The following is a 23,290-nucleotide window of genomic DNA, read 5'->3' as shown; positions in this document are numbered from 1 at the left end:
TCGTGTCCCCCAGTGCCTTCTCGGCACCCACGATCGTCGTGGTACTGGTACAGTCTAGACGTCGCGGGGGAGGACACCACGTGATCTCTGGGGAACCTGCATACAGCGTACTTGTGCTCTGTCATGCGAACATTTGCCGCTCGCCGCTAGCGGCGTACTTCCTGTCGAAGCGTCTCGCACCGTTGGGCTGGCACGTGGAGAGCCGCGGCATCCATGCACGGGATGGCATGCCGATGTGCCGGCGTTCCGCCCGCAGTGTTCTCCTCGACGGTGGCAGCGAGTATGTGGAACAGTTCTCTTCGCGCCGCATCGAACCAGGCGAGCTCGACGCTGCACTTCTGCTCACAGCATCCGGTGCCGAGAAGTCCGAACTTGCGCTCATCCACCCGGCCACCCGACGCAAGGCGTTCACACTCGGTGAGGCAGCTTATCTCGCGGAGATCGCTCGTTCCTCCGGGAGCGCACGAGAGCTCGCCGAGGAGTGGGATGAGCTGCGCCGCGGCGGTGCGATGACAGGAGCTTCCGCCCTCGCTCTCAATATCGGAGACGCACACCTCCGGCGCAGGACCCGACATTCACCCGTCGTCACAGCGGTCCTTGACTGGACCGCACGAATCGCGGCCTCCGTAGACGCCACACGAATGGTCTGATCGACCGGCTTCCGGCATCGCACAAGGCGGTGCCGGAAGCCTTGGCGTTGAGCTGTCGCGCAGCTCTCAGCGACTCAAATCGTTGGATCCACAACGACGAAGTCGTCGTACAGGATCGCAAAGGGCACGTTCGAGACGCTGCCGCCGAGATACGACGACACACCGACTGCGCCAGCCGTCTGTAATGCCGCCGTAGAATCCGAGGTCGTCAGTTGCCATGCGCTCGGTTCGGTGGAGCCTGCCTTCCAGACCTTCGCCTTCAGCGCCGTCGAATTGCTGCCGACAGCCTGAATGCGAACGACGACCGAGTCACCGGCTGTGACCGTGAGACCGGAGACGTTGACGGCGACCAGCGTCGTCGACGTGCGCTGGATCTGCAGTTGAACGCTTCCGCTCGTAGAGACGACGATTCGAGCGCGATAGTCGGCACTTCCGACTCGCCGCGCGACGATCGAGGCGTATGCGCTCGAACCAGTGGGGAGCTCCGGGAGTGTCACCGTGCTCTGGACGTCGGTGTCCGCCAGCGACAGCGAGGAAAGGAACGCGGAACGAGTCGCGCCGGCCGTCATGCTCATCACGCCGTTATCGCCATCCGCCGAGAAGAACGCGGCACCCCCGGTTCCGGAAACGGTCCACGCACCACCAACCTCGGCGGTGCCCCAGCCGTTGCTCACCGTGCGGGCGAAGTCGTCGGACGCGAGCTTGCCATCAGCGGGCGGCGTCGTTGGATCGGTGACTGTCACGCTGTGGGTAATCGTGTCGGTGAGGTTGCCGTCATCCGTGACGGTGAGCCTCACTGTGTATGTCCCCGCCGCGGTATATGCATGCGACGTAGTCTTCCCGCTGCCGGTCTTTCCATCTCCGAAGTCCCACGCGTAGTCGACGATCGTCCCATCCGAGTCCGTCGACGTGCCGCCGTTCACATCCACCGTCAGGTCCGACACCGATGAGGTGAAAGCGGCTGTCGGTGCCACGTTCGCCGGCGGCGGCGTCGAGCCGCCGGTTGAACGGGCGGTGAAGTTATCGAATGCCACGACGTATGGAGCGTTCGATACCGCACTCGAGACCAGTCCGCTGAGCCCCGGATATCCCTTGTCCTGCAGGCCCGTGGTGGAGTCCGTTCGGGTCACCAGCCACGCGCTCGGCTCCGCTTGTCCCTTCAGCCACGCCTTGGCGTTCAGCGTGGTGGGCGACGTCCCCACCGCCTCGACCCGGACGATCAGCGTTTCCCCACCGCTGATGACGATATCCGGGTTGCCAGTCACCAGGTTCGCGCTCGACGTGCGCAGTTGGAGCGAGACCACCCCAGAGGAGTTGATCACGACCTGTGCGCGATAATCGAGCGACCCGATCCGGCGGGCGATCAGCGATGTGTATGCGCTGCCACCCACGGGCCGTTGCGCGAACGTCATCTCGGCTTGGACGTCGATGTCATCGGTGGTGACTCCGCCGAGGTATGCGTTGCGCGTTGCTCCAGCTGGCTCGCTCATTCGCGCCTGGGAACCGTTCACCGAGTAGTCGCTGGCCGGACCGCTCACGCTCCACGCGCCGCCCTTGTCTGCCGTTCCGAATCCTCCCGACACGGTGCGCTGGAATGCGTCGGACCCGTACACGGTGCCGGCCGCCGGCGCTGTCACCGTCACCTGGTGCTCAGCAACGTCTGTTGCCCCCTGGTCGTCCGTGACTGTCAGAGTCACGGTGTAGGTACCAGCCGAAGCGTAAGAGTGGCTTGTCGTCACGCCAGTGCCGTGAGCGGAGTTATCTCCCCAGTTCCAGTCATACGAGCTGATGGTGCCATCCGCATCACCGGATGCCCCAGCGTCGACGGAGGCTTTCAGGTCAGTGTTCGACACCGTGAAGGACGCCGTCGGCGGCTGGTTCACGGGGACTGCCGGAATGGTGATCGTGTGCTCGACGGAGTCCGTCGCCCCGTCATCGTCTGTGACCGTGAGACGCACCGTGTAGTCGCCGGCAGCGGCGTAGGTGTGCGTCGCCGTCACACCGCTCCCGTCTGCAGTCTGATCACCCCAGGACCAGGCATAGCTGTCCACCGTTCCGTCGGGGTCGGCGGAAGCAGCGCCGTCGACCGAGACCTTCAGCGGTGTCGTGGTCGAGGTGAACGAGGCGGTCGGCGCCACGTTGGCGACCGTGGTCACCGTCGAACTGCTTGTGCCGGTTCCATTGCGGTTGTCCGTGACAGTGAGCGTGATCGTGTGGTCACCGCCCGTCGCATACGAGTGGGTCGCGGTGACGCCCGAGCCGTGCGCCGTGCCGTCGCCCCAGTTCCAGTCGTAGCTGGCGATCGAGCCGTCCGAATCGGCCGATGCCGACGCGTCCACGTTCACCTTCAGCTTGCTGACGGTCGAGGTGAACGATGCGTTGGGAAGCTGGTTCGGGGCCTGACCGGTCGAGCCGAGGCTGTAGTGGTTGGCGACCGTCGACGCCGTCAACTCGACGGGATACACCGCGACCTCGTCGATCACGCCGTCGAACTCGTAGCTGCTCGCGCCGCCCCATGTGACGTCACCGCCGACATGCCAGTAACCGCTGTAGTTCTGGGCGCCGCTCTGTGTGCTGCTGCCCACCAGCTCTCCGTCGACGTACAGCCGCTGGCCGTCCGCCGCCTGAGAGGCTACGACCTGATGCCACTGACCGTCGTTGAACGACGAGGTCGTCGTCACCGTTGCCTCAGATCCGACCCATGTCCCGAAGACGAGCGTCCCATCATCGCGCATGTAGATGTGCCGGTCGTAGCTCGTCGAGTTCCCATTCGGGCTGTTGCCGAAGCCGATGATCTTGCCACCGTTGGTACTCGTCGTGTTGAACCACGCCTCGAGCGTGTACGTCGTCGGATTGGTCACCGACTCCTGACTAATGACCTGGCCGCCCGAGAATGCCGCTGCAGTGTCCGAGACGCCCTCGAGAGCGCCGGGTGCCCCCTTCGTGATGGACCCGAAGTACTTGCCGGGGAACTCCGAACCCGAGGAGTCTGCAGCCGTGTTCCCTGTCGTGTCGCCGAGTCGCCAGTACAACGACGGCTCATCTGCGTACACAGCGGCGCCGTACGAGTCCGCCGGCGGCGTCGCCCCCGTGAATGTGCGACCCGATGCCACGTAGTGGGCCACGACCTGCTGCCTCGTCAGCGGCGCGGCGTACACAGCAGGCTCATCGATGTCACCCGCGAACCAGTTGCTGCCGTTCCACGAGCTGTCTCCGCCGATGCGCCAGTATCCGTTGTAGGACTGAGCCGACGTCACGTCGGTGCGCTGTGCCACGCGCTGCCCGTCGATGTACAGGATCATGCCGGCGGAGCTCAGACCCGCCGCCATCTGGTGCCACTGACCGTCGTTGTAGGTCTTCGCGGAGGTGACGATCTGCGACGATCCCGGGTACACGCCGAACGAGATCGTTCCGTTCGGGTTCATGTACACGTGGCGGTCGTAGTTGTTCGACGTTCCGGACGAGGCGTTTCCGAACCCGATGATCTTGCCGCCCGAAGTCGACGTGGTGCGGAACCAGGCCTCGAGACCAAACGTTTGCGGGCCCTGGATCAACCGTGTCGTGGAGGCGAACCCACTCGAGGTGCCGTTGAACGTCGAGGCAGCTGCGCCGACACCGACAAGCGCGCCAGCCGTGCCACGGGTCACTCCGGAGTTCAGGGTGAGGTCGGACGCGCCAGCCCAGTCGTAGCTCACGGTCGCGCCGCTGTCATTCAGAGGCCAGTAATCGAGAGGCTGGTCTTCGAGGATCGTGTTCGAGTAGTCGGTCACGACCCCGGTCCCATCAGCGGTGGCTGTGATGGTGTTGCTCCATGCCACGTTGCCGTTCGGGTCGTTCACACGCACCCGGTACGTGTGCGTCGATCCTACGTCGAGGCCAGAGTCAGTGAAGCTCAGACCAGGCAGCCCCCAGTCAGGCGACTTCGAGATCGCCGTGACGGTGTAGATCGGCGCACTGTTCTTGCCGTCGCGAATCAACTGGTACGTGAGGTTCTCGTTGTCCCTGTCGTAATTGAGCGGCCAGCTCACACGGATCTTGCCAGCTGCAATCGCGACAGCGGACGGCACATATGAGCCACCGGACATCCTGGGACCGTCGGTTCCCGGAGCGATCGACGACACCGCAAACCGCGCGAGTCCGCCCTGGATCTTGTTGTTGACACGGTGGAACTCACCACCATAGACGACGTACTGGCTGTTGCCGGCCACGCTCCAGGTCGCCTGTCCAGCGCCGCTCACCGTGCCCGTGTCGAAGTCGGGGAACCAGTGAGTGAGCCGCGGAGCGGGATTTCCACCCCAGTCGTAGTAGCCGAGGTTGAGGCCGTACGGCGTGATCCGTTCGACGGACTTCGTGAACGCCATGGCGTGGCGCACAGTCCAAGGGTCACTCTGCGGGAAGCCGCCCACGATGCTGCCGCAGTAGTGAGCATGACCAGCCTCGTAGACGAGGTCTCCGACCGGCGCCACGCTGTAGGTGTCGCCGTGGCAGTCCTCGACCCAGGTCAGGTTCCCGGTTGCCCAGTCGGCACGGAAAACGCCCTCGAGGTTTCCGCCCGATCCGAAGACATAACCCGAGCCGTACACCGAGTCGCCGTCGCCACTGAGGGCAAGAATCGCGGCTTGGGAGCCGCCATTGCGAACGATTCCGTTCGCCGCGAACGGAAGCAGCGAGCCGTCGGCTGCACTGACCATGCCCATGCCGTAGCCGGGATTGCTGGACCCGTTCAGCGTGGTGAATGCGCCTCCGATCACGACTTTCGTTCCGTCCGGCGACGCCTTGACGGCCTGGCCGCTGCCGTTGCCCAGCACCGGCGCCCAACTGAGGAGTGTCCCATTGGGCTCTGCAGCGGCGGCGCCCGTGCGCACATTGCCGTTGACCCTTCCAAAGGCTCCGACGAAGAAGACAGCGGTGTTGGTGACGGAGATGCCGCGTACTGCCGCGTTCACGTCCGGTGCGAAGTTCGTCAGTGCGCCGCTCGCGATGTCGAAGGATGCGATGCGGTTCCGGGTTTGCCCGTTGACCGATGTGAACTCACCGCCGATATAGAGCGTCTTTCCGTCCGGCGAGCCGACGACGGCGCGAATCTGGCCGTTGATGGAAGGGGCGAAGGACGTCATGACGCCCGTCGTGACGTTGTAGGCGATCAGATTCGTACGAGTGACCTGCTGGGTGCCCTCGGCAGCTCCAGCGGGTCGCGCCGTCGAGAACGAGCCACCGGCGTAGACGGTGTTGCCGATGATCGTCTGCTGCCAGACGATCCCATCAATCTGCGCGGTCGGGAGTGAGTCGCTCGTCACGGTGGCGGGAGTGCCGTTTGTGGGCGACGTATCGGCCTGGGCCGCAGTTGGCATAGCGATCACCAAGATGGCCGCAGCCAGCGTCGCCAAGGCGGTGATGATCTTTCCCTTGGTTGCGGCGGTGCGCGAACCGAATGTGTGATCGACCACAGAGACTCCCCAGTATCTCTTCGACGAGAGGCCCCTTAGCCTCCGCCGCTTTCCCCAGTTAGGTCACTTCTTCGGCACGTCTCCCACGAACACGATCGCTGGCTTTCCCGTCACCAGATCGAGTCCGACGTGTACCGAACCGTCGCTGCCATCGGGTATCGAGAAGGCAGCGACGGCTTGTACCGTTTCCCCAGGCTGAATGCTAGCAGGAAACTCGCGCGTTCCGTTACCACTTAATTCCGCACCTGGTGCTCTCGACTTTCCGAACGCCGCACTGAGCCGCGCTCCATCGATCCGGGCGACCTTGTCGGTGGTGTTCGTGACCTTCACGGTCACCCGGATCGCCGGGCCGCCGGCCTCACCCGGAAGGCTGCTCGCTTTCGCTTCGAACCGTGCGAGGGAAGTGACCTTCGTCTCAAGGCCCGAGAGGTTGACCGCATCATCGATGGGTGCCCTAGTCGGGGTGACCTTAGGCATAGCCGCGGTAGAGCCAGGCGTGGGCGTGGGCCACACCGATGGCGTCGCCGGTACCGGAGTGCGTGTCGGAACACCCACAGCCGAGTCGGCGCTCGGTCGGTAACCGAACACCAGCCAGACCACCGCGACGACGATCACCGCGAATGCGATCACCACGGTCCAGACGATGCGCGACCTTTGACGCGCCACGGAATCGCCCACGAGATCCCTCCCCTATCAGCGGCGGTGCGGGTCCCCTCCGCACCCGCCGATGAGGAGAGTCTACTTCCCGCGGGTGACGGCGACGGAAGCCCCAGTCGACTCCCAGACATTTGAAGTCATCTGGGGAACGCTGTTAAGCGAAGCGACCACCGCGCACTTCTTCACACGCTGGTTCGAACCGAACTTGTTGTCGCGTACGACCGACTCCTTGATTCCCGTCGATCCCGGAGCTGCGTAGATGTTGACGGTGCACCCACCGCCATCGAGGCGGTTGTTCGCAATCGTCAGACGCGACACCTTGCCGAGACCTTCCGTCACCTGAACGGCGGCATTGAAGGCACCGCTGATCCGGTTACCGGTGATCCGGATGTCGCTTCCACCTTGGATCTGGATCGAGTCGTCGTGGCTGGGCGTGTTTCCCTGGGTCGGGTCGACGAGGTAATGCAGGTTCTTCTCCAGCACCGACCCGGTGACGCTCACGTTGCTGCCTGTGATGCGAATCGCGTCGACTACGTTGTGCACGTGCACCCGGGTGGCGGTGAAGTGATCGCCCATAATGCCGTTGAGGTAGGGACTCGCCGAGCGAGCGTAGATCTCGGAGTCACGGATGGTGAATGGGTTGTGGTTGTTGAAATTGCTCACGATGGCCACCGCTGACTTCGTTGCGCGACCAGTGATGACGGAGTTCTCGATGACGACGCCGGGAGCGTTGACGCGGACGAACCCTCGGATGTCGAGACCACTGACGACGGTATTCGGCTTGTTGATGACCAGGTCGCCCTCGTGGACCTTCAGCTTGGTGCCCGCCGGCACGCCGACCGAACCAGTGGTCGACGGCGGCGCCGTGACGGCGGCAGTCGGCTTGGTGACGGAGACCTTGGCCGATGACGTGCTCTTGCCGCTCGCATACACCCACGCGTCGGCGACGGCGGCCTTGGTGAGCCGTGCCGACGAGGAATCGGTGGCCGAGATGGCGTACTGCTTGCCAGCCGCGTTACGAATCACGCCTTTCAGGCTCACCGTCGAAGACCCGGAAACGGTCAGGTCCGCAACGAGAGGCGATGCCGCTGCCGCAGTGAATCCGACCGTCTTGGGGCCGACGAGGTTGATGATGGCGCCCGAGTTCGACCGACGCTTGATGGTGGCAGTGATCGCACCGGTGGACAACACGTTGGCCTGCAGGAGGTAGTACCCGGAGCCTGCGACACGAGCGCGCACTCCGACATAGGTGCTGCCGGGGGACTTCGGCATTGCCGCGAGCGAGAACGCGGCAGCGGGGTGGTCGCTGACCGCGCCGCCCAAGCTCACCGGTTTGCCCTGGCCCGGTGCAACGGACACCGTGGTCGAGGCAGCGGCGGCGACGGGCGTCACCGAAGAGGCGAGGCCGACGGCCGCTGTGAGAGCGGAGATGGCTGCTGCTGTGGAGAGAAGGAGGATGGGTCGACGAAAGAAGCGACGTGAATTCATAGGGCTGGTAAGGTCCGATTCATACTGGGGGCACGCGGCGGCTCATGGGATCGATCGGGTAATCGAGGCGCGCTCGCAACTGGTCAGTCCATCTTGCATGGCGCTTCGACCTCTCTGCCGGGTCAAGCACAGAGAATGAGTGAAGAATAATGTCGCCGCGAAGAATGAGGAAGCGATAATGTCGGGCCTCGTGGAGCGGATCTCACTGGCGGTCGCCATCCCGACCTTTCGGCGCACGGAGCGACTGAGCCGATTACTCCCCCTCGTCGCCGACCACATCCGTGGGGTGGAGGAGGCGAAGCTCGTCGCGAGCGGACGCATCATCGTGGTCGACAACGACCCGGAACGCAGCGCGGAGCCGATCGTGGGTCAGTTCACGGTGGGCGTGCCGGTCGTATACGTATCCCAGACGGTGCCTGGAATCCCGGCAGTTCGGAACGCTGCGCTTGATGCGGCAGCCGACGCACGTCTGCTCGTCTTCATCGATGATGACGAAACGCCACGCGACGGATGGCTCCGTCACCTGATCGCCACCTGGTCGGGACACGGCCGCCCCACGGGGGTCTCGGGGTTGGTCGTTTCACATTTCCCCGATGACGTGGACCCGTGGATCCTCGCGAGTGGCGTGTTCCGACGCCCCGAACGACCCACGGGCACCCGGATGGACGTGGTGGCGACTGGCAACCTCCTCCTCGACCTTGAGGCCGTGCGGCGCTTCGGCACTCGATTCGATGAGTCGATCGGGCTTGGGGGAGGGTCCGATACGAAATTCAGCACGGAGCTCTCCCGGGAGGGGGGGACGTTCGTTTGGTGTAACGAATCCGTCGCCGACGATCCGGTGGAATCCAGCCGCCTCACTCGGGAATGGGTCCTGCGACGGGCGTACAGTCATGGAAACGTGGCCATTCGCGTCCATGTGGCTGAGGGACGTACCACTGTCGCTCGGCTTCTTCGTCGGGTTCGAGGGATAGTCGCGGGTGTCGGCCGCGCCGTTGTAGGGGCCGCATGGGCGGCGTGGGGCAGGGGAACCCACCAGCTCAGGTGGGCGGCCCGCGGGGACCGTATGATGCGTCGCGGAACCGGAATGGTCAGCGGCGCGTTCGGTCGTGAGTTCCATGCGTACGCGCACGATAGGACCAGCGCAGCGAGACCAGCGAGCGCAGGCGAGGCTCGATAGATGAAGGAACTGGGGGAGCTCATGGGTGAGGATTCACGGCAGCACGTCGTCGTCGTCGGACAGGGTTATGTCGGACTGCCCGTCGCGATGCGCGCGGCGGAGGTGGGATACCGTGTGGTGGGAATCGACTTGGATGGCCGCCGCGTGAGCGCGCTGAGCGCGGGCGTGTCGCATGTCGAAGACATCGGCGACGAACGACTTAGGGCCGTGCTCGAAGACGGCCGCTACACCGTGACGAGCGATTACGCCCTCGCCGATGGGTTCGACATCGCAGTCGTGTCGGTTCCGACACCGCTCAGAGAGACCCTTCCAGACCTTTCCTTCATCGAGAGCGCAGCCGAATCGCTTGGCGCTCACCTGAAGAGGGGCGCGCTCGTCATCCTCGAGTCGACGACGTATCCGGGCACGACCGAGGAGTTGTTCGTCCCCATCCTCGAAGCGCACTCGGGACTCGAAGCGGGTACAGACTTCTTCGTCGGCTACAGTCCGGAGCGAATCGACCCAGGCAACCCCCACTGGAACCTGCAGACGACACCCAAGGTCGTCTCTGGCATCGACGAGGAGTCACTACGGCGCGTGAGCGACTTCTTCTCGGCACTCGTGGACACCGTCGTCCCGGTCTCTTCCCCGAAAGAGGCCGAGATGACGAAGCTTCTCGAGAACACGTTCCGACATGTGAACATCGCTCTTGTCAACGAGCTTGCAGTCTTCGCCCACCAGCTTGGAGTGAACATCTGGGAGTCGATCGACGCGGCCGCTACCAAGCCGTTCGGCTTCATGAGGTTCACGCCCGGTCCCGGCGTCGGCGGGCACTGTCTTCCGGTCGACCCAAGCTATCTGTCCTGGCAGGTGCGGCGGCAGCTGGGGAAGACGTTCCGCTTCGTCGAGCTCGCCAACGACGTGAACGAGAACATGCCGTTCTACGTGCTCCAGCGACTTCAAGACATGCTGAACGGCGCGTCGAAGGCCCTGCGCGGAAGCCACATTCTGCTTCTGGGGCTGTCGTACAAGCGGGACACAGGAGACGTGCGGGAGAGCCCGTCACTCCATCTCGCCGAACTGTTGCGGCAACACGGAGCGGTCGTCTGCGCCGTAGACAGCCACGTTCCAGAGCACCTCTGGCCGGAAGGAGTTGAGCGCGTCGAACTGGACGCCGCGACGCTTGCCGAAACGGATGTCGCCGCCCTGCTGGTCGACCACAGCGACATTGACTACGCCCTGGTCGAGCGTTCCGACGTACCGATCCTGGACACGAAGAACCGCGTCGAGGGTCGGCTCGCTCAGACTCTCTGATCAATTCCGCCGCAGAGCCTCGTGCCGGCGGCGTCGAGAGGCTACACTGGCGACCGTGCACCGGCGTGGGGCCGTGCACGACTGGGGTTGGCGCTGGGGAGCGTCACGTGAGTTCTGGGGCTCATATGGCATTTCGTGTGGGGTATGCGGCTGGTGCATTCGACCTGTTCCACGTCGGGCATCTGAATATCCTTCGTCATGCGAAGGAACAGTGCGATTTCCTGATCGCCGGGGTCGTCAGTGACGAGATGCTGCGCGAGGTCAAGGGCATCCAGGCCGTGATTCCGACGCAGGAGCGTGCCGAGATCGTGCGGCACATCAGTTTCGTGGACGACGTGTACGTCGAGTCCGTGCCCGACAAGCTCGATGTCTGGAAGGAGCTTCACTTCACGCACTTCTTCAAGGGTGACGACTGGCGTGGCACCGAGAAGGGTCTTCGGCTGGAGCGCGATTTCGCTGCCGTCGGCGTCGAAGTCGTCTACTTCCCGTACACGGCACATACGTCCAGCAGCAAGCTACGAGCGGCTCTCGACGCCTTGACGATACCGGTGAGCGCTGTCTCGAACGCCTGAGCGCCGCTACAGCTCCCCCGGCGACACCGCCTGCGTATCGAGTTCGTCCACGATCTCCTGCCCGACCGACTTCTCGCCCGCGCGCCGGGGCGCGTACACCACGAGCGAGTGGAACATGAACCGCACCACGAACGCGACGGCCAGCGTGATCGCCGCCGCGATCACGCTGGAGATGTGCCAGGTGTTCACGAGCAGCGCGATCACCGGGATGCGAACCAGCGCCTCGACGTTGTTGAACGCGAACGACTTCGCGAAACGCGACCACACCCCCGACGCATCCGCTCGCATGTCCTGGAAGACGAACCGCTCCTGCAGCAAGAAGTTCCCCACGATCGTCACCTCGGCGCCGATGATCGCCGCCGGGATGTAATGCATCCCGGCCTTCGTGAGCGCCCACATGATCAGCAGGTTCGCCACGGCGCCGAGCCCGCCGATCACCGCGAACAGCGACATCTTGCCGAACCGCAGCGCCGTGAGCTGCACGATGAAGTTCACGCCCTGGCGGAACGACGCCTTCGACTCACCGGCGTGCCGATCGGCGAACCGGAACGGGATCTCTGCGACGCGCATCGGTCCGCGAGCGAGCATCTCGAGCAGGATCTTGAACCCACGCGGCTTCAGGTTCTGTAGGTCTGCCGCACGCCGGTCGATCAGGAAGAACCCCGTCATGGGATCGGAGATCTCCCGCAGCCGGATCGGGAACATCGCCTTCGTCAGCAGCGTCGACACGCGCGAGATCAACACGCGCGTCCGATCGGCGAGGCCCTGCGCCGACCCCTCACCCAGGTAGCGGGATGCCACGACGAGATCCACATCACCGGCCGAGTACCGCGCGACGAGCGCCGGGATATCCGCGGGCGGGTGCTGCAGGTCCCCGTCCATCACGATGCACACGTCGGACTGCGCCGCCTGCATACCCTCGACGACGGCGCCGCCCAGGCCTCCGGTCGCCTTCTCGCGATGGATCAGACGGACCGGAAGAGGAGCGGATGCGGCGGCGACCTCGCGCACGACGTCGGGCGTGGCATCCGTGCTGTCGTCGACGAAGATGATCTCCGCATCGACGTCCGCCACCGCCGCCGCGGTGCGACGCACGAGCTCGGCCACATTGGGGGCCTCGTTGTACGTCGGGACGATGATCGACAGCTGCATGGTCTTCCGGTTCGGTTGCCGCATCTGGCGCGGTCCGACCATCGTCCCATGGCCGGCTGGACATCACCCGGCCTGTGGACAAGTGCATAGGCGATCCTGAACATCGCCGTAGGCTGCGGCGACGCATGATGGTCCCCTAGTGTTCTAGGCATGCGAATATCCGTTATCGGATGTGGCTACCTGGGGGCCGTGCATGCCGCGGCGATGGCCACATTGGGGCATGAAGTCGTCGGCGTCGACGTGGATCCGGTGAAGCTCGCCGCACTCCGGCGCGGCGAGGCGCCGTTCTTCGAACCGGGTCTCCCCGAGCTCCTCGTCGACGCCGGATCTACCGGGCGCCTGACCTTCACCGACGACATCTCAGCAGTGCGGGGCGCACGGGTGCACTTCATCGCCGTCGGCACGCCCCAGCGCAAAGGCTCCAACGCCGCGGATCTCCGTTTCGTGGACGCGGCCATCGACCAGCTGCTGCCGCAGCTGTCGGACGGCGACGTCGTCGTCGGGAAGTCAACCGTGCCCGTCGGCACCGCCGCGCGCTTGGCGGCGAAGGTGTCTCAGACGGGAGCTGTGCTCGCGTGGAACCCCGAGTTCCTGCGCGAGGGGTTCGCGGTGAAGGACTCCCTCACCCCCGACCGCATCGTGTTCGGGCTGCCTCCCGAACCCGCCGCCGCGGCCGTCGCCGAAGCGGCGCTTCGCGAGGTGTACGCCGCGGCGATCGTCGACGAGACGCCCCTCGTGCTCACCGACTACGCGACGGCGGAGCTCGTCAAGGTCTCGGCGAACGCGTTCCTCGCGACGAAGATCTCCTTCATCAATGCGATGGCCGAGATCGCCGAGGCGACCGGCGCCGATGTCACGCAGCTCGCCGACGCCATCGGGTTCGACGGGAGGATCGGCCGGCGCTTCCTCGGTGCCGGCGTCGGATTCGGCGGCGGGTGCCTGCCCAAAGACATCCGAGGGTTCATGGCGCGCGCGGAGGAGCTGGGGCGCGGAGAGGCGGTCGCATTCCTCAAGGAGGTCGACGCCATCAACCTCCGCCGCCGCAACAAGGTGGTCGAGCACGTCGTCGACCTGCTCGGCCACGAGCCGTACGGGAAGCGGGTCGCCGTCCTGGGACTCGCGTTCAAGCCCCACTCCGACGACGTGCGCGACTCGCCCGCTCTGGATGTCGCCGTGCGACTGAAGGGTCTGGGCGCGGAGGTACGGGCGACCGACCCCCAAGCCATCGAGAACGCCCGTGCCGTGCATCCCCAGCTCGACTATCGTTCCTCGTTCGAGGACACCGTGACCGATGCCGACGTGATCGTCCTCGTGACCGAGTGGGATCAGTACCGCTACCTCGACCCGGATGTGGTGGCGCCGCTCGTCGCGGGCCGCAATGTCGTCGACGGCCGGAACAGCTACGACCCGGCACGGTGGCGCGCCGCCGGATGGACCTATCGCGGCCTCGGCCGGCCGTGACGCGGGCCCGCACAGCGCCACCCCAGTCGGAGGCTGGGAGAATGGGAGCATGACGACTTCCGACTCGACAATCAAGATGTTCGGCGCCGACTGGTGCCGCGACTGCATCCGCACGAAGAAGCAGCTCGACGAGCTGGGCATCAGCTACGAGTACATCGACCTCGTAGCCGACCCGTCCGCTGCCGACGTCGCACGCGAGATCTCCGGTCGCACGAACATCCCGGTCGTGGTGTACCCGGATGCGTCGCACCAGGTCGAGCCGTCGAATGCCGACGTCGAGTCGAAGCTGCGGGAGCTCTCGCTCATCTGAGACCCGTCGCGGGCCCTTCGACTCGGCGCTTCGCTCATCGCTCAGGGACCTGGCGGGCTGGGCAGTCGCGCTGCGCGCGGCCTCGCTCAGGGACCTGGCAGGCGGGACCGTGGCGTTGCGCGCGGCCCTTCGACTCGTCGCTTCGCTCCTCGCTCAGGGACCTGGCGGGGTGGATCGCTCCTCGCTCAGGGACCTGGCGGCGCACGCCGTAAGGTAAGAGGCGTGGACGAAGCGGTCGAGCGCAACACCAGGACCATCGAAGACACGGTCGTCACCGACTTCGAAGACCGCATGACCTACAGCGGCTACCTGCAGCTGTCCACTCTGCTGGCCGCGCAGCATCCGCTCAGCGATCCCGAGCACCACGACGAACTGCTGTTCATCGTGCAGCACCAGACCACCGAGCTCTGGCTCAAGCTGATCCTGCACGAGCTCGGCGCCGCCTGCACCCTGCTGCGCGAGGACAAGCTGGCCCCTGCGCTGAAGTGCATCGCCCGCGTCAAGCACATCCAGAAGACCATCACCGACCAGTGGTCGGTGCTCGCCACCCTGACCCCCGCCGAGTACGCGCAGTTCCGCGGCATTCTCGGGAACGCCAGCGGCTTCCAGTCGGCGCAGTACCGCGCCGTCGAGTTCACGCTCGGCAACAAGCACGCCGGCATGCTGCGCGTCTTCGAGTCCGATCCCGCCAACCTCGCCCTCATCCGCGCGGCGCTCGAGGCCCCGAGCCTCTACGATGAGTTCCTGCGACTGCTCGCCCGCGCCGGCTACGCCATCCCCGCGTCCGTGCTCGAACGCGACGTCACGAAGGCCTGGGAGTACGCCCCCGAGCTCGTCCCCGTGTTCACCGAGATCTACGCCGACACCGCCGCCCACTGGGGCGCGTACGAGACGTGCGAGGAGCTCGTCGACCTGGAGGACAACTTCCAGCTCTGGCGCTTCCGCCACCTCAAGACGGTCGAGCGCATCATCGGCCACAAGCGCGGCACCGGCGGCTCCAGCGGCGTCTCCTTCCTCACACGCGCCCTCGACCTCACGTTCTTCCCCGAGCTGTACGCCGTGCGCACCGAGATCGGAGCCTGAGGATGCCGCATCCCGACACCGAGGCCCTGCAGCGACTCCTCGGACCCTCCGCCCACTTCCGCCGCCGCGGCGTCACGGGCGAGGCCGGCGTCGCCCTCGCGCCGTTCACCGACCACCACGTGCACCTGCACCTCATCGACGAGCACGCGCTGCCGGCGTCCGGCGTCGCCGCCGTGGTCGACCTGGGTGGCGACCCCGCCTACTTCGCCCGCTATCCGAAGCACGGCATTCCCCACGTGGAATACTCCGGCGCCTTCCTCACCGTGCCTGGCGGCTACCCCTCGTTCCGCAGCTGGGCGCCGCCGCAGATCGTCCGCATGGTGACCTCAGCCTCGCCCGCCCCCGGCGTCCGCGGGGGCGCGCGCACGGCCGTCGACGAGATGGCGGACGCCGGCGCATCCGTGATCAAGGTCGCCCTCAACAGCGACGCCGGTCCGGTCTTCGACGACGACACGCTCCACGTCATCGTCGCTGCGGCGCACGAGCGCGGCCTGCCGGTCGTCGCCCACGTCGAAGGCGAGGGGATGACGCACAAGGCGCTCGATGTCGGCATCGACGCGCTCGGCCACGCGCCCTTCACCGAGGCCCTCGACGACGAGACGATCTCGCGGGCCGTCGCGAACGGGCAGCGATGGATCTCGACGCTCGCCGTGCACGACGACCCGTCGATCGCCGTCGCGAACGTCTCCGCGTTCTCGGCAGCGGGCGGCGCCGTGCTCTACGGCACCGACCTCGGCAACGGCGATCGGCCGAGCCGCCTCCTCCTCGAGGAGCTGCAGCTGCTCCACAGCGCCGATGTGACCGGTCCCGCTCTGATCGCGGCGCTGACCGCACCGTGGCCACGGCATGAGACCGACGGAGCGGTCGCCACGTTCGTCCCCGGGGCGCCGCCGACGGATGCCGCGGGGATCCCGGAATGGCTGGGCACGGCGTGCGTCGTGCCGGCGGAGGAGCTGGTCGCGCATGACGCCTGAGTCGATTCTCGAGCCGACGATCGACGAGGCGCGGGCTGAGGCATCCGCCCTCGACGCCGCCGATCCCCTGCGCACACACCGTGATGCCTTCGTGGGAACGGACACGCCGCTCGTCTACTTCGACGGCAACTCGCTCGGACGCCCCCTGCGGGCGACGGTCGACTCCATGGCTGACTTCGTGCGCGACGAGTGGGGCGCGCGCCTCATCCGCGGCTGGGACGAGCGGTGGATGGATCAGCCGTTCGCGCTCGGCGACCGCATCGGCGCCGCCGTCATCGGCGCCGCGCCCGGGCAGACGATCGTCGGCGACTCGACCACGGTGCTGCTGTACAAGCTGCTGCGGGCGGCGTTCGACGCCGCTCACCGAGCCGACGCGGCACGCGTGGAGATCGTGGTCGACCGCGACAACTTCCCGACCGACCGCTACCTCGTCGAGGGCATCGCCGCCGAGCGCGGTGGGCGCGTGCGGTGGATCGACGTCGACGTCACCGCGGGCGTCACGGCCGACGCACTGCGCGACGCAGTGGGACCGCAGACCGCGGTCGTCCTGCTCAGCCACATCGCATACCGTTCCGGACATATGGCGGATGCGTCGGCCCTCACCGCGATCGCGCACGAGGCCGGCGCCCTCATCCTCTGGGACCTGTGCCACTCGGCGGGTTCGGCCGAGATCGCCGCCGACGCGTGGCGCTTCGACCTCGCTGTCGGGTGCACGTACAAGTACCTCAACGGCGGGCCCGGTTCGCCCGCGTTCGCCTACGTGGCGCGTCGGCACCAGGCGACGCTGACCCAGCCGATCCAGGGGTGGATGGGCGCTGCCGACGTGTTCGCGATGGGGCCGGAGTACGCGCCGGCCGACGGGATGCGCCGATTCCTCTCGGGCACTCCGCCGGTCACCGGGATGATCGCCCTGCGCGACATGCTCGACCTCATCGAGGAGGTCGGGGTTCGGGCGATCCGGGAGAAGTCCGTCGCCCTCACCGAGTTCACCATTCGGCTCGCCGACGCGTGGCTCGCCCCGCTCGGCGCCACGGTCGCGTCGCCCCGGGATGCGTCAGCACGAGGCGGCCACGTCACTCTGTCGCATCCGACCATGCGCGAGGTCACCGCACGGCTGTGGGAGCGCGACGTGATCCCCGACTACCGCGACCCCGGCGGACTTCGCATCGGCCTGTCGCCGCTGTCCACGTCGTTCGTCGAGGTGGTCGACGGCATGGCGGCGATCGCGGAGACGCTCCGCGCCGTCGGCTGAGCGGGGGACCCCAGCGGGGCCGCGGCGTGCTTCGGCGCGGTCGGGTGCGTCTCCGTCGGGGCGCGCTTCGGTGGGTTTGGGGCGCGGCTCTGCGTTTGGGGCGCGTGACGTTGGTCTGGGGCGCGGCTCTGCGTTTGGGGCGCGTGACTGCGGGACGATCGGCAGGAATCCGCCCCAAAGCGGGAATGCAGCCGTGGGGCGCCAATACACTGACCGGATGAGCAACGACGCTCCCGACGCCGCCTCGCCCGAAGACACCGCCTCTGCCGGATCTGCCGCAATCCCCAGCGGTTCCGGACCGACCGGCGGCGTGCACACCGGCGATGGTCACCCGCGCCCGCGGATGGGTACGTCGACCGACGACGAGGGGCTCCTCCGTTCGCAGGTCGAGGGCTCCGTCGACGGACGCCCCGCCGCGGCATCCGTCCCGGCACCGCGCCTGGGTGCCGGCGTGATCACCCGCTACGCCATCGGCTCGATCGGCACCGGCGGGTTCGCCACGCTGCCCGGTCTCGTCCTGACGTACTACCTCACCGATTCGCTCGGCGTCGCCGCCCTCGTCGCAGGCGTCGTGATCGCCGCGGCGAAGATCTGGGACGTCATCATCGACCCGGTCGTCGGCGCGCTGAGCGATCGGGATCGGGCGCGACACGGTTCGCGCCGGCGATTCATGCTGATCGGGGCATGCACGATTCCGGTGTTCTTCGCGCTGACATTCGCCGCTCCCCCGGCCATCGGTCCCGTGCTCGGGGCGCTGTGGGTGCTGATCGCGTTCCTGCTCACGGCGACGTCGTTCAGCCTGTTCCAGGTTCCCTACATCGCGCTCCCCGCCGAGCTCACGCCGGGGTACGACGAGCGGACGCGTCTGCTCACGTGGCGGGTCGTCGTGCTGACGCTGGCGATCCTGCTGTTCGGCGCGGGAGGGCCGGCGCTGCGCCGTGTCACCGGCGACCCGGTGACGGGGTACCTCCTCATGGGCATCGTGTCCGGGGTCGTGCTGGCGATCGGGATGCTCGTGGCCACGAGTGTCGCCCGCCGAGCCGCGGATCGAGCGGATGCCGTCTCGACTCGCGCCTCCGGCGCTCGCTCAACGACGGGGGAGGAGCCCGCAGGGATCCGGGCGCACTACGCGGCGGGGATCGCCGCCCTGCGTCGGAGCGCCCCGTTCCGCACGCTGCTGTCGGCGTACCTGCTGCAGGCTCTTGCGACGGGGCTCATGCTCGCCGGTGCCCAGTACGTCGCGACCTGGGTCATGCACTCCGAGGCGGCCGTCGAGCTGCTGTTCGTCGCGCTCATCGCCCCGGCGTTCGTCGCGGCGCCCGTCTGGGGGATCGTCGCCGCCCGCATCGGGAAGGAGCGCGCCTTCGCGATCGCGAGCGTCCTGTTCGCGGTGGCGGCACTGTCGCTGCTCGGCCTGCAGTGGAGCGCCGGCGACTGGGCGTACCTGCCCGTCGGCATCGCGGGCGTCGCGTACGCGGGAATGCAGTCGCTGCCGATGGCGATGCTCCCCGACGTCATCTCGCACGACGAGCGCGCCAACGGCCCCGGCCGGGCCGGCGCCTTCAGCGGCGTGTGGACGGCGGGCGAGACCATCGGCTTCGCACTGGGCGCGACCGTGCTGTCGATCGTCCTCGCGATCACCGGGTACATCTCGTCGACCGCAGCGACGCAGGTCGTGCAGCCGGATGCCGCGGTCACGGGCATCGTCGTGAGCTTCAGCGTGCTTCCTGCCGCTCTCATCGGCCTGAGCCTCGTCGCCCTCGCACGATACCGTCTCCGTCGCGCCGACATCGACGCGCTTCACCAGCACCGCCCCGACGGTACGGCGTCGCAGCCGGAGTGACACCGGGTTCCGCGGCTTAGACTGGCCGCAAACGCCCGAAGGAGAGCGTCGTGCCGACATCCGCGAAGAACACCCCGCCCGAGCCCGAGGCCGAAGCGGGCACCGCGCCCGAATCGGAAGCCGCGCCGAAGCAGGAAGCGACTACCGCATCGCAGGCCCTGCCCGACGGAGGCTCGATGCCACCGCGCGCCACCGACGCGATCACGCCCGACGAGCTCGCCGAGGGCGCGATGCCGCCCCGCGCGACGGATCCCCCGGACGCTCCCGATCGCACCAAGGCCGCGATGGCAGCCGGTGCCGCCAAGACCGGTGCGAAGAAGAGCGGCACGACGAAGAGCCGGACGACGAAGAGCGCGGCCGCGAAGAAGAAGGCCCTTCCCGACAGCACACGCGCCGACCTTGAAGAGGCGATCGCGGCCGTGCAGGCCGGCACGCGGTCGTGGAGCCACCTCACCCTCGACCAGCGCTCCCGGCTGCTCCAGCGCGTGCGCGTTGCGGTCGTGGCGTGCGCCGAGGAGTGGGCGCTGACCGCCGCGCGCTCGAAGGGCCTCGACGAGAACCACCCGCTGGTCGGCGAGGAGTGGCTCGCCGGACCCTACGCCGTGCTCGGCGCGATCGACGGCTACCTGAGCACCCTGGGTGCGCTCGCGAAGGGTGCGAGCCCGCTCGACGGGGTGAAGACGGATGTCGCTCCGGGCGGCCGACTGCGCGCCCATGCCTTCCCCGCCGCCCTGACGGATCACCTGCTGCTCTCGGGGTTCACCGGCGAGGTCTGGCTGCAGCCGGGAATCACCGAGGGTGAGGCGCGCGATGCCGCAGGACTCGGACAGCGACAGCCGACGGAGGAGGCCACCGTCGGACTCGTGCTGGGCGCCGGCAACATCAGCGCGATCCCCGTGCTCGACGTGCTCTACGAACTGCTCGCGGCGAACCGGTTGTCGGTCCTCAAGATCAACCCGACGCAGGACGCGCTCCTGCCCGTCTTCGAGCGCGCGCTCGCGCCGCTGATCGAACCCGGATTCCTCCGCATCGTGCGCGGCGGCGGCGACGTGGGCGAATGGCTCACCGCGAACGACGCCTTCCGTCACGTGCACGTCACCGGCTCCGCCACCACGTTCGACGCGATCGTCTGGGGCACCGGCGAGGAAGCGACACGACGACGAGCGGCGGACGACCCCAAGCTCACCACCCCGATCACCGCCGAGCTCGGCGGCGTCTCGCCGATCATCGTGGTACCCGGCCGCTGGACCACGGCGGACCTCGAATACCAGGCGTCGCACATCGCCACGATGCGCCTGCACAACAGCGGCCACAACTGCATCGCCGGTCAGGTCGTGATCATCAGCCGGGACTGGCCGCAGCGCGACGCGTTCCTCGCGGCACTCCGCGCCGCCTACGCCGCCGCCCCGCAGCGGCCGGTCTGGTACCCGAACAGCGAGCGCCGGCTCGAGAGCGCCGGTGCCGACTATCCCGAGACCTCCTGGAGCGCCGGTCACACCCGTGCCTTCGTCGACATCCCCCCGGGGACGGATGCGTCGGCCCTCGAGCGCACGGAGTACTTCGCGCCCGTGCTGGGCGTCGTCGAGCTCACGGGAACCGGCCAGGAGTTCCTCGACGCGGCGGTCGCGCATGCGAACGAGAAGCTCGCGGGCACGCTGGGCGCCAACGTGCTGATCGACCCCGACACGGAGCGCGCGATCGGCGGGGGGTTCGAGCGCGCCATCGCCGACCTGCACTACGGCGGCATCGCGATCAACGCGTGGACCGGGCTCGTCTTCGCCACGCCGATCCTCTCGTGGGGCGCCTACCCGGGCGACACGATCGAGCACATCACGAGCGGCATCGGCGTCGTGCACAACACGCTGCTGCTCGATCACGTCGAACGCTCCGTGATGCGGGGCCCCTTCCGGCCGTTCCCCCGCTCGCTCGGTCGCCGCACGCGGTTCTCGGTGCTGCCGAAACCGCCGTGGTTCGTCGATTCGCGCACCGGCACGGCGGTGTCGGAGGGCCTCACCCGCTGGCTCATGGACCACAGCGTTCCCGGTCTCGTGCGCACGCTCGCGAAGGCCCTGCGCTCGTGACCCGCGGCTCCCGGCGGAACTCCGACCTCGACGCCGATTACATCGTCGTCGGCGCCGGATCGGCCGGAGCCGCCCTGGCCGCGCGCCTCAGCGAGGATCCGGCGGTGTCGGTGATGCTGCTGGAAGCCGGCGGCCCCGACACGGCGCAGGAGCTGCACGTTCCCGCCGCGTTCTCCAAGCTCTTCCGCGGGCCGTACGACTGGAACTACGACACCGTGCCGCAGCCGTGCCTCGAGAACCGGACGATCTACTGGCCCCGTGGCAAGACGCTGGGCGGCTCCTCGTCGCTGAACGCGATGATGTGGGTCCGTGGTTTCGCCGCCGACTACGACGCGTGGGCGGATGTCGCGGGCTCGCAGTGGTCGTGGGATTCGCTCGTTCCCTACTTCCGACGGGTGGAGCGCACCGAGGACGCCGCCGACCCGTCCCAGGGCGTCGACGGCGCGCAGTGGGTCGAGCACCAGCGCGACCCGCGGCCCCACACCGCCGCCTTCCTCGAGGCGGCGCGCGAGGCGGGATACGAGGTGACGGCGCCCAACCTGCCGACCGGCCAGGGCTTCTCGCAGACGATGGTGACGCGCCGGCGCGGTGCGCGGGCCTCGACCGCCGACGCGTACCTTCGCCCGGCTCGCGGCCGGCGGAACCTCCGCGTCGTGACGAATGCGCTGGTCCGGCGGGTGACGTTCGCGGCGGATGCGGAGGGCGGTGCTCGTTTCGACTCGCTGCGCTCGCTGGGCGACCGGGGAGGGCGCTCACTCACCGAGCTGAAGGACGGCACGAGCGCTCCGCGCGCGACAGGGGAGGCCGCGCCAGGTGCGACAGGGGAGGCCGCGCCTCGCGCGACCGGAGTGTACGTCGAGATCGACGGAGTCACGCGGCACGCCCAGGCCCGACGGGAGGTCATCCTGTGCGGGGGCGCCGTGAACACCCCGCAGCTGCTGCAGCTGAGCGGCATCGGCCCGGCGGCGCACCTCCGCGAACACGGCATCGGCGTGGTCGTCGACGCGCCCGAGGTGGGCGCCAACCTGCAGGACCACCTCGTGTCGGGCCTCGCCCCGGGAGCCCGCGGGGGAACCCTGTACGGTGCCGAGCGGAAGGCCGAGCTCGCGCGCTACCTCGGCCGGCGCCGCGGCATGCTGACCTCCAACGTCGCCGAGGCCTACGGTTTCGTGCGCACCGACGCCGCCGATCGACTCGGTGCCCCCGACGACCTCCCCGACATCGAGATCATCTTCGCGACCGCGCCGTACGTCGGCGAGGGTCTCGTGCCCCTGCCGGCCGAGGGACTCACCGTCGGCGCGATCCTGCTGCAGCCGCGCAGCCGTGGCACCGTGCGCCTTGCGTCCGCCGATCCGACCGACAAGCCGCTCATCGACCCGGCCTATCTCACCGATCCGGCCGACGAGGAGACGCTGCTCGCCGGCCTCGCCGTGTGCGAGGAGCTCATCGCGATGCCGGCGCTGAGCGCGATGACCACAGACCGATGGGTGCAGCCAGTGGACGGCGAGCGCATGTCGCCCGACGAGCGCGACGAGCTGTCGCTGCACCGGTATTCGCACACGCTGTACCACCCGGTCGGCACCGCCCGAATGGGGCAGGATGACGCATCCGTCGTCGACCCGCAGCTGCGCGTACGCGGGGTGCGAGGCCTGCGGGTGGCGGATGCGTCGGTCATGCCGACGATCATCCGCGGGCACACGAACGCTCCTGCGATCGTGATCGGCGAGGTCGCCGCCGACCTCATCAGGCGCCGCTCGTAGGTCCCTGAGCGAGCGCAGCGAGTCGAAGGGCCACGGGTACCGGCCCTTCGACTCGGTCGCTGCGCTCCCTCGCTCAAGGACCTGAGCGGG

16 protein-coding genes are annotated in these 23,290 nt (G+C 67.6%); 12 read left to right on the top strand and 4 right to left on the bottom strand.

Annotation, left to right across the window (positions count from 1 at the left end; genetic code table 11):
- Positions 1–2 precede the first annotated feature (2 nt).
- Positions 3–650 carry an arsenate reductase/protein-tyrosine-phosphatase family protein gene (locus AC3RX1_RS10715; protein ID WP_491501225.1) on the top strand — a complete coding sequence of 216 codons (648 nt, stop codon included), beginning with the start codon at positions 3–5 and terminating at the stop codon, positions 648–650.
- 74 nt (positions 651–724) lie between these two features.
- Here the strand turns inward: AC3RX1_RS10715 and AC3RX1_RS10710 are convergent, their stop codons facing one another.
- From AC3RX1_RS10710 to AC3RX1_RS10700, 3 genes are all read right to left on the bottom strand, one after another.
- Positions 725–6,097, bottom strand: coding sequence for a PKD domain-containing protein (locus AC3RX1_RS10710; protein ID WP_491501224.1), 5,373 nt, complete (start codon positions 6,095–6,097; stop codon positions 725–727).
- 63 nt (positions 6,098–6,160) lie between these two features.
- Positions 6,161–6,775, bottom strand: coding sequence for a hypothetical protein (locus tag AC3RX1_RS10705; protein WP_491501223.1), 615 nt, complete (start codon positions 6,773–6,775; stop codon positions 6,161–6,163).
- A 60-nt stretch (positions 6,776–6,835) separates the two neighbouring features.
- Positions 6,836–8,242, bottom strand: coding sequence for a right-handed parallel beta-helix repeat-containing protein (locus tag AC3RX1_RS10700; RefSeq protein ID WP_491501222.1), 1,407 nt, complete (start codon positions 8,240–8,242; stop codon positions 6,836–6,838).
- A gap of 139 nt (positions 8,243–8,381) precedes the next feature.
- Here AC3RX1_RS10700 and AC3RX1_RS10695 point away from each other — a divergent pair, with 139 nt between their 5' ends.
- The 3 genes from AC3RX1_RS10695 (at position 8,382) to AC3RX1_RS10685 (ending at position 11,284) form a co-directional block, all read left to right on the top strand.
- Positions 8,382–9,419, top strand: a complete 1,038-nt coding sequence (locus AC3RX1_RS10695) for a glycosyltransferase family 2 protein (protein WP_491501221.1) — start codon at positions 8,382–8,384, stop codon at positions 9,417–9,419.
- Positions 9,420–10,712 (top strand): nucleotide sugar dehydrogenase, encoded by a 1,293-nt coding sequence (locus AC3RX1_RS10690; RefSeq protein ID WP_491501220.1) that lies wholly within the window; start codon positions 9,420–9,422, stop codon positions 10,710–10,712. It abuts the gene before it with no gap.
- A gap of 125 nt (positions 10,713–10,837) precedes the next feature.
- Positions 10,838–11,284, top strand: a complete 447-nt coding sequence (locus AC3RX1_RS10685; protein WP_491501219.1) for an FAD synthase family protein — start codon at positions 10,838–10,840, stop codon at positions 11,282–11,284.
- Between the two features lie 6 nt (positions 11,285–11,290).
- Here AC3RX1_RS10685 and AC3RX1_RS10680 read toward each other — a convergent pair whose 3' ends face one another.
- A complete protein-coding gene (locus AC3RX1_RS10680) occupies positions 11,291–12,436 on the bottom strand; it encodes a glycosyltransferase (protein WP_491501384.1) in 1,146 nt (381 codons plus the stop codon).
- A 150-nt stretch (positions 12,437–12,586) separates the two neighbouring features.
- Between AC3RX1_RS10680 and AC3RX1_RS10675 the strand changes: the two genes are divergently transcribed.
- The 8 genes from AC3RX1_RS10675 to AC3RX1_RS10640 all read left to right on the top strand — a co-directional run bounded on the left by AC3RX1_RS10675 (position 12,587) and on the right by AC3RX1_RS10640 (position 23,200).
- Positions 12,587–13,897, top strand: coding sequence for a UDP-glucose dehydrogenase family protein (locus AC3RX1_RS10675; RefSeq protein WP_491501218.1), 1,311 nt, complete (start codon positions 12,587–12,589; stop codon positions 13,895–13,897).
- Between the two features lie 49 nt (positions 13,898–13,946).
- A complete protein-coding gene (locus AC3RX1_RS10670; protein WP_491501217.1) occupies positions 13,947–14,207 on the top strand; it encodes a glutaredoxin domain-containing protein in 261 nt (86 codons plus the stop codon).
- A gap of 222 nt (positions 14,208–14,429) precedes the next feature.
- Positions 14,430–15,290 carry a tryptophan 2,3-dioxygenase gene (gene kynA / locus AC3RX1_RS10665; RefSeq protein WP_491501216.1) on the top strand — a complete coding sequence of 287 codons (861 nt, stop codon included), beginning with the start codon at positions 14,430–14,432 and terminating at the stop codon, positions 15,288–15,290.
- Positions 15,291–15,292: 2 nt separating this feature from the next.
- Positions 15,293–16,264, top strand: coding sequence for a hypothetical protein (locus AC3RX1_RS10660; protein ID WP_491501215.1), 972 nt, complete (start codon positions 15,293–15,295; stop codon positions 16,262–16,264).
- A complete protein-coding gene (locus AC3RX1_RS10655; RefSeq protein WP_491501214.1) occupies positions 16,254–17,516 on the top strand; it encodes a kynureninase in 1,263 nt (420 codons plus the stop codon). The genes AC3RX1_RS10660 and AC3RX1_RS10655 overlap by 11 nt, the downstream gene beginning before the upstream one ends.
- 217 nt (positions 17,517–17,733) lie before the next feature.
- On the top strand, positions 17,734–19,359 hold the full coding sequence (locus AC3RX1_RS10650) for an MFS transporter (protein WP_491501213.1): 1,626 nt from the start codon (positions 17,734–17,736) through the stop codon (positions 19,357–19,359).
- A gap of 50 nt (positions 19,360–19,409) precedes the next feature.
- Positions 19,410–21,440: an aldehyde dehydrogenase family protein gene (locus tag AC3RX1_RS10645; protein ID WP_491501212.1), complete on the top strand. Its 2,031-nt coding sequence runs from the start codon at positions 19,410–19,412 to the stop codon at positions 21,438–21,440.
- Positions 21,437–23,200 carry a GMC family oxidoreductase gene (locus AC3RX1_RS10640; RefSeq protein ID WP_491501211.1) on the top strand — a complete coding sequence of 588 codons (1,764 nt, stop codon included), beginning with the start codon at positions 21,437–21,439 and terminating at the stop codon, positions 23,198–23,200. Before AC3RX1_RS10645 ends, AC3RX1_RS10640 begins: the two co-directional genes overlap by 4 nt.
- Positions 23,201–23,290: the final 90 nt, after the last annotated feature.

It is taken from the genome of Microbacterium altimontanum, from assembly GCF_058349865.2.
This window is presented reverse-complemented; position numbering and strand designations above follow the sequence as displayed.

Bases quoted from the DNA above. Each gene is read 5' to 3' on its own strand.
- AC3RX1_RS10700 (WP_491501222.1), bottom strand. From the start codon at position 8,242: ATGAATTCACGTCGCTTCTTTCGTCGACCCATCCTCCTTCTCTCCACA.
- AC3RX1_RS10690 (WP_491501220.1), top strand. From the start codon at position 9,420: ATGAAGGAACTGGGGGAGCTCATGGGTGAGGATTCACGGCAGCACGTC.
- AC3RX1_RS10685 (WP_491501219.1), top strand. From the start codon at position 10,838: ATGGCATTTCGTGTGGGGTATGCGGCTGGTGCATTCGACCTGTTCCAC.
- AC3RX1_RS10680 (WP_491501384.1), bottom strand. From the start codon at position 12,436: ATGCAGCTGTCGATCATCGTCCCGACGTACAACGAGGCCCCCAATGTG.
- AC3RX1_RS10675 (WP_491501218.1), top strand. From the start codon at position 12,587: ATGCGAATATCCGTTATCGGATGTGGCTACCTGGGGGCCGTGCATGCC.
- AC3RX1_RS10670 (WP_491501217.1), top strand. From the start codon at position 13,947: ATGACGACTTCCGACTCGACAATCAAGATGTTCGGCGCCGACTGGTGC.
- AC3RX1_RS10660 (WP_491501215.1), top strand. From the start codon at position 15,293: ATGCCGCATCCCGACACCGAGGCCCTGCAGCGACTCCTCGGACCCTCC.
- AC3RX1_RS10655 (WP_491501214.1), top strand. From the start codon at position 16,254: ATGACGCCTGAGTCGATTCTCGAGCCGACGATCGACGAGGCGCGGGCT.
- AC3RX1_RS10650 (WP_491501213.1), top strand. From the start codon at position 17,734: ATGAGCAACGACGCTCCCGACGCCGCCTCGCCCGAAGACACCGCCTCT.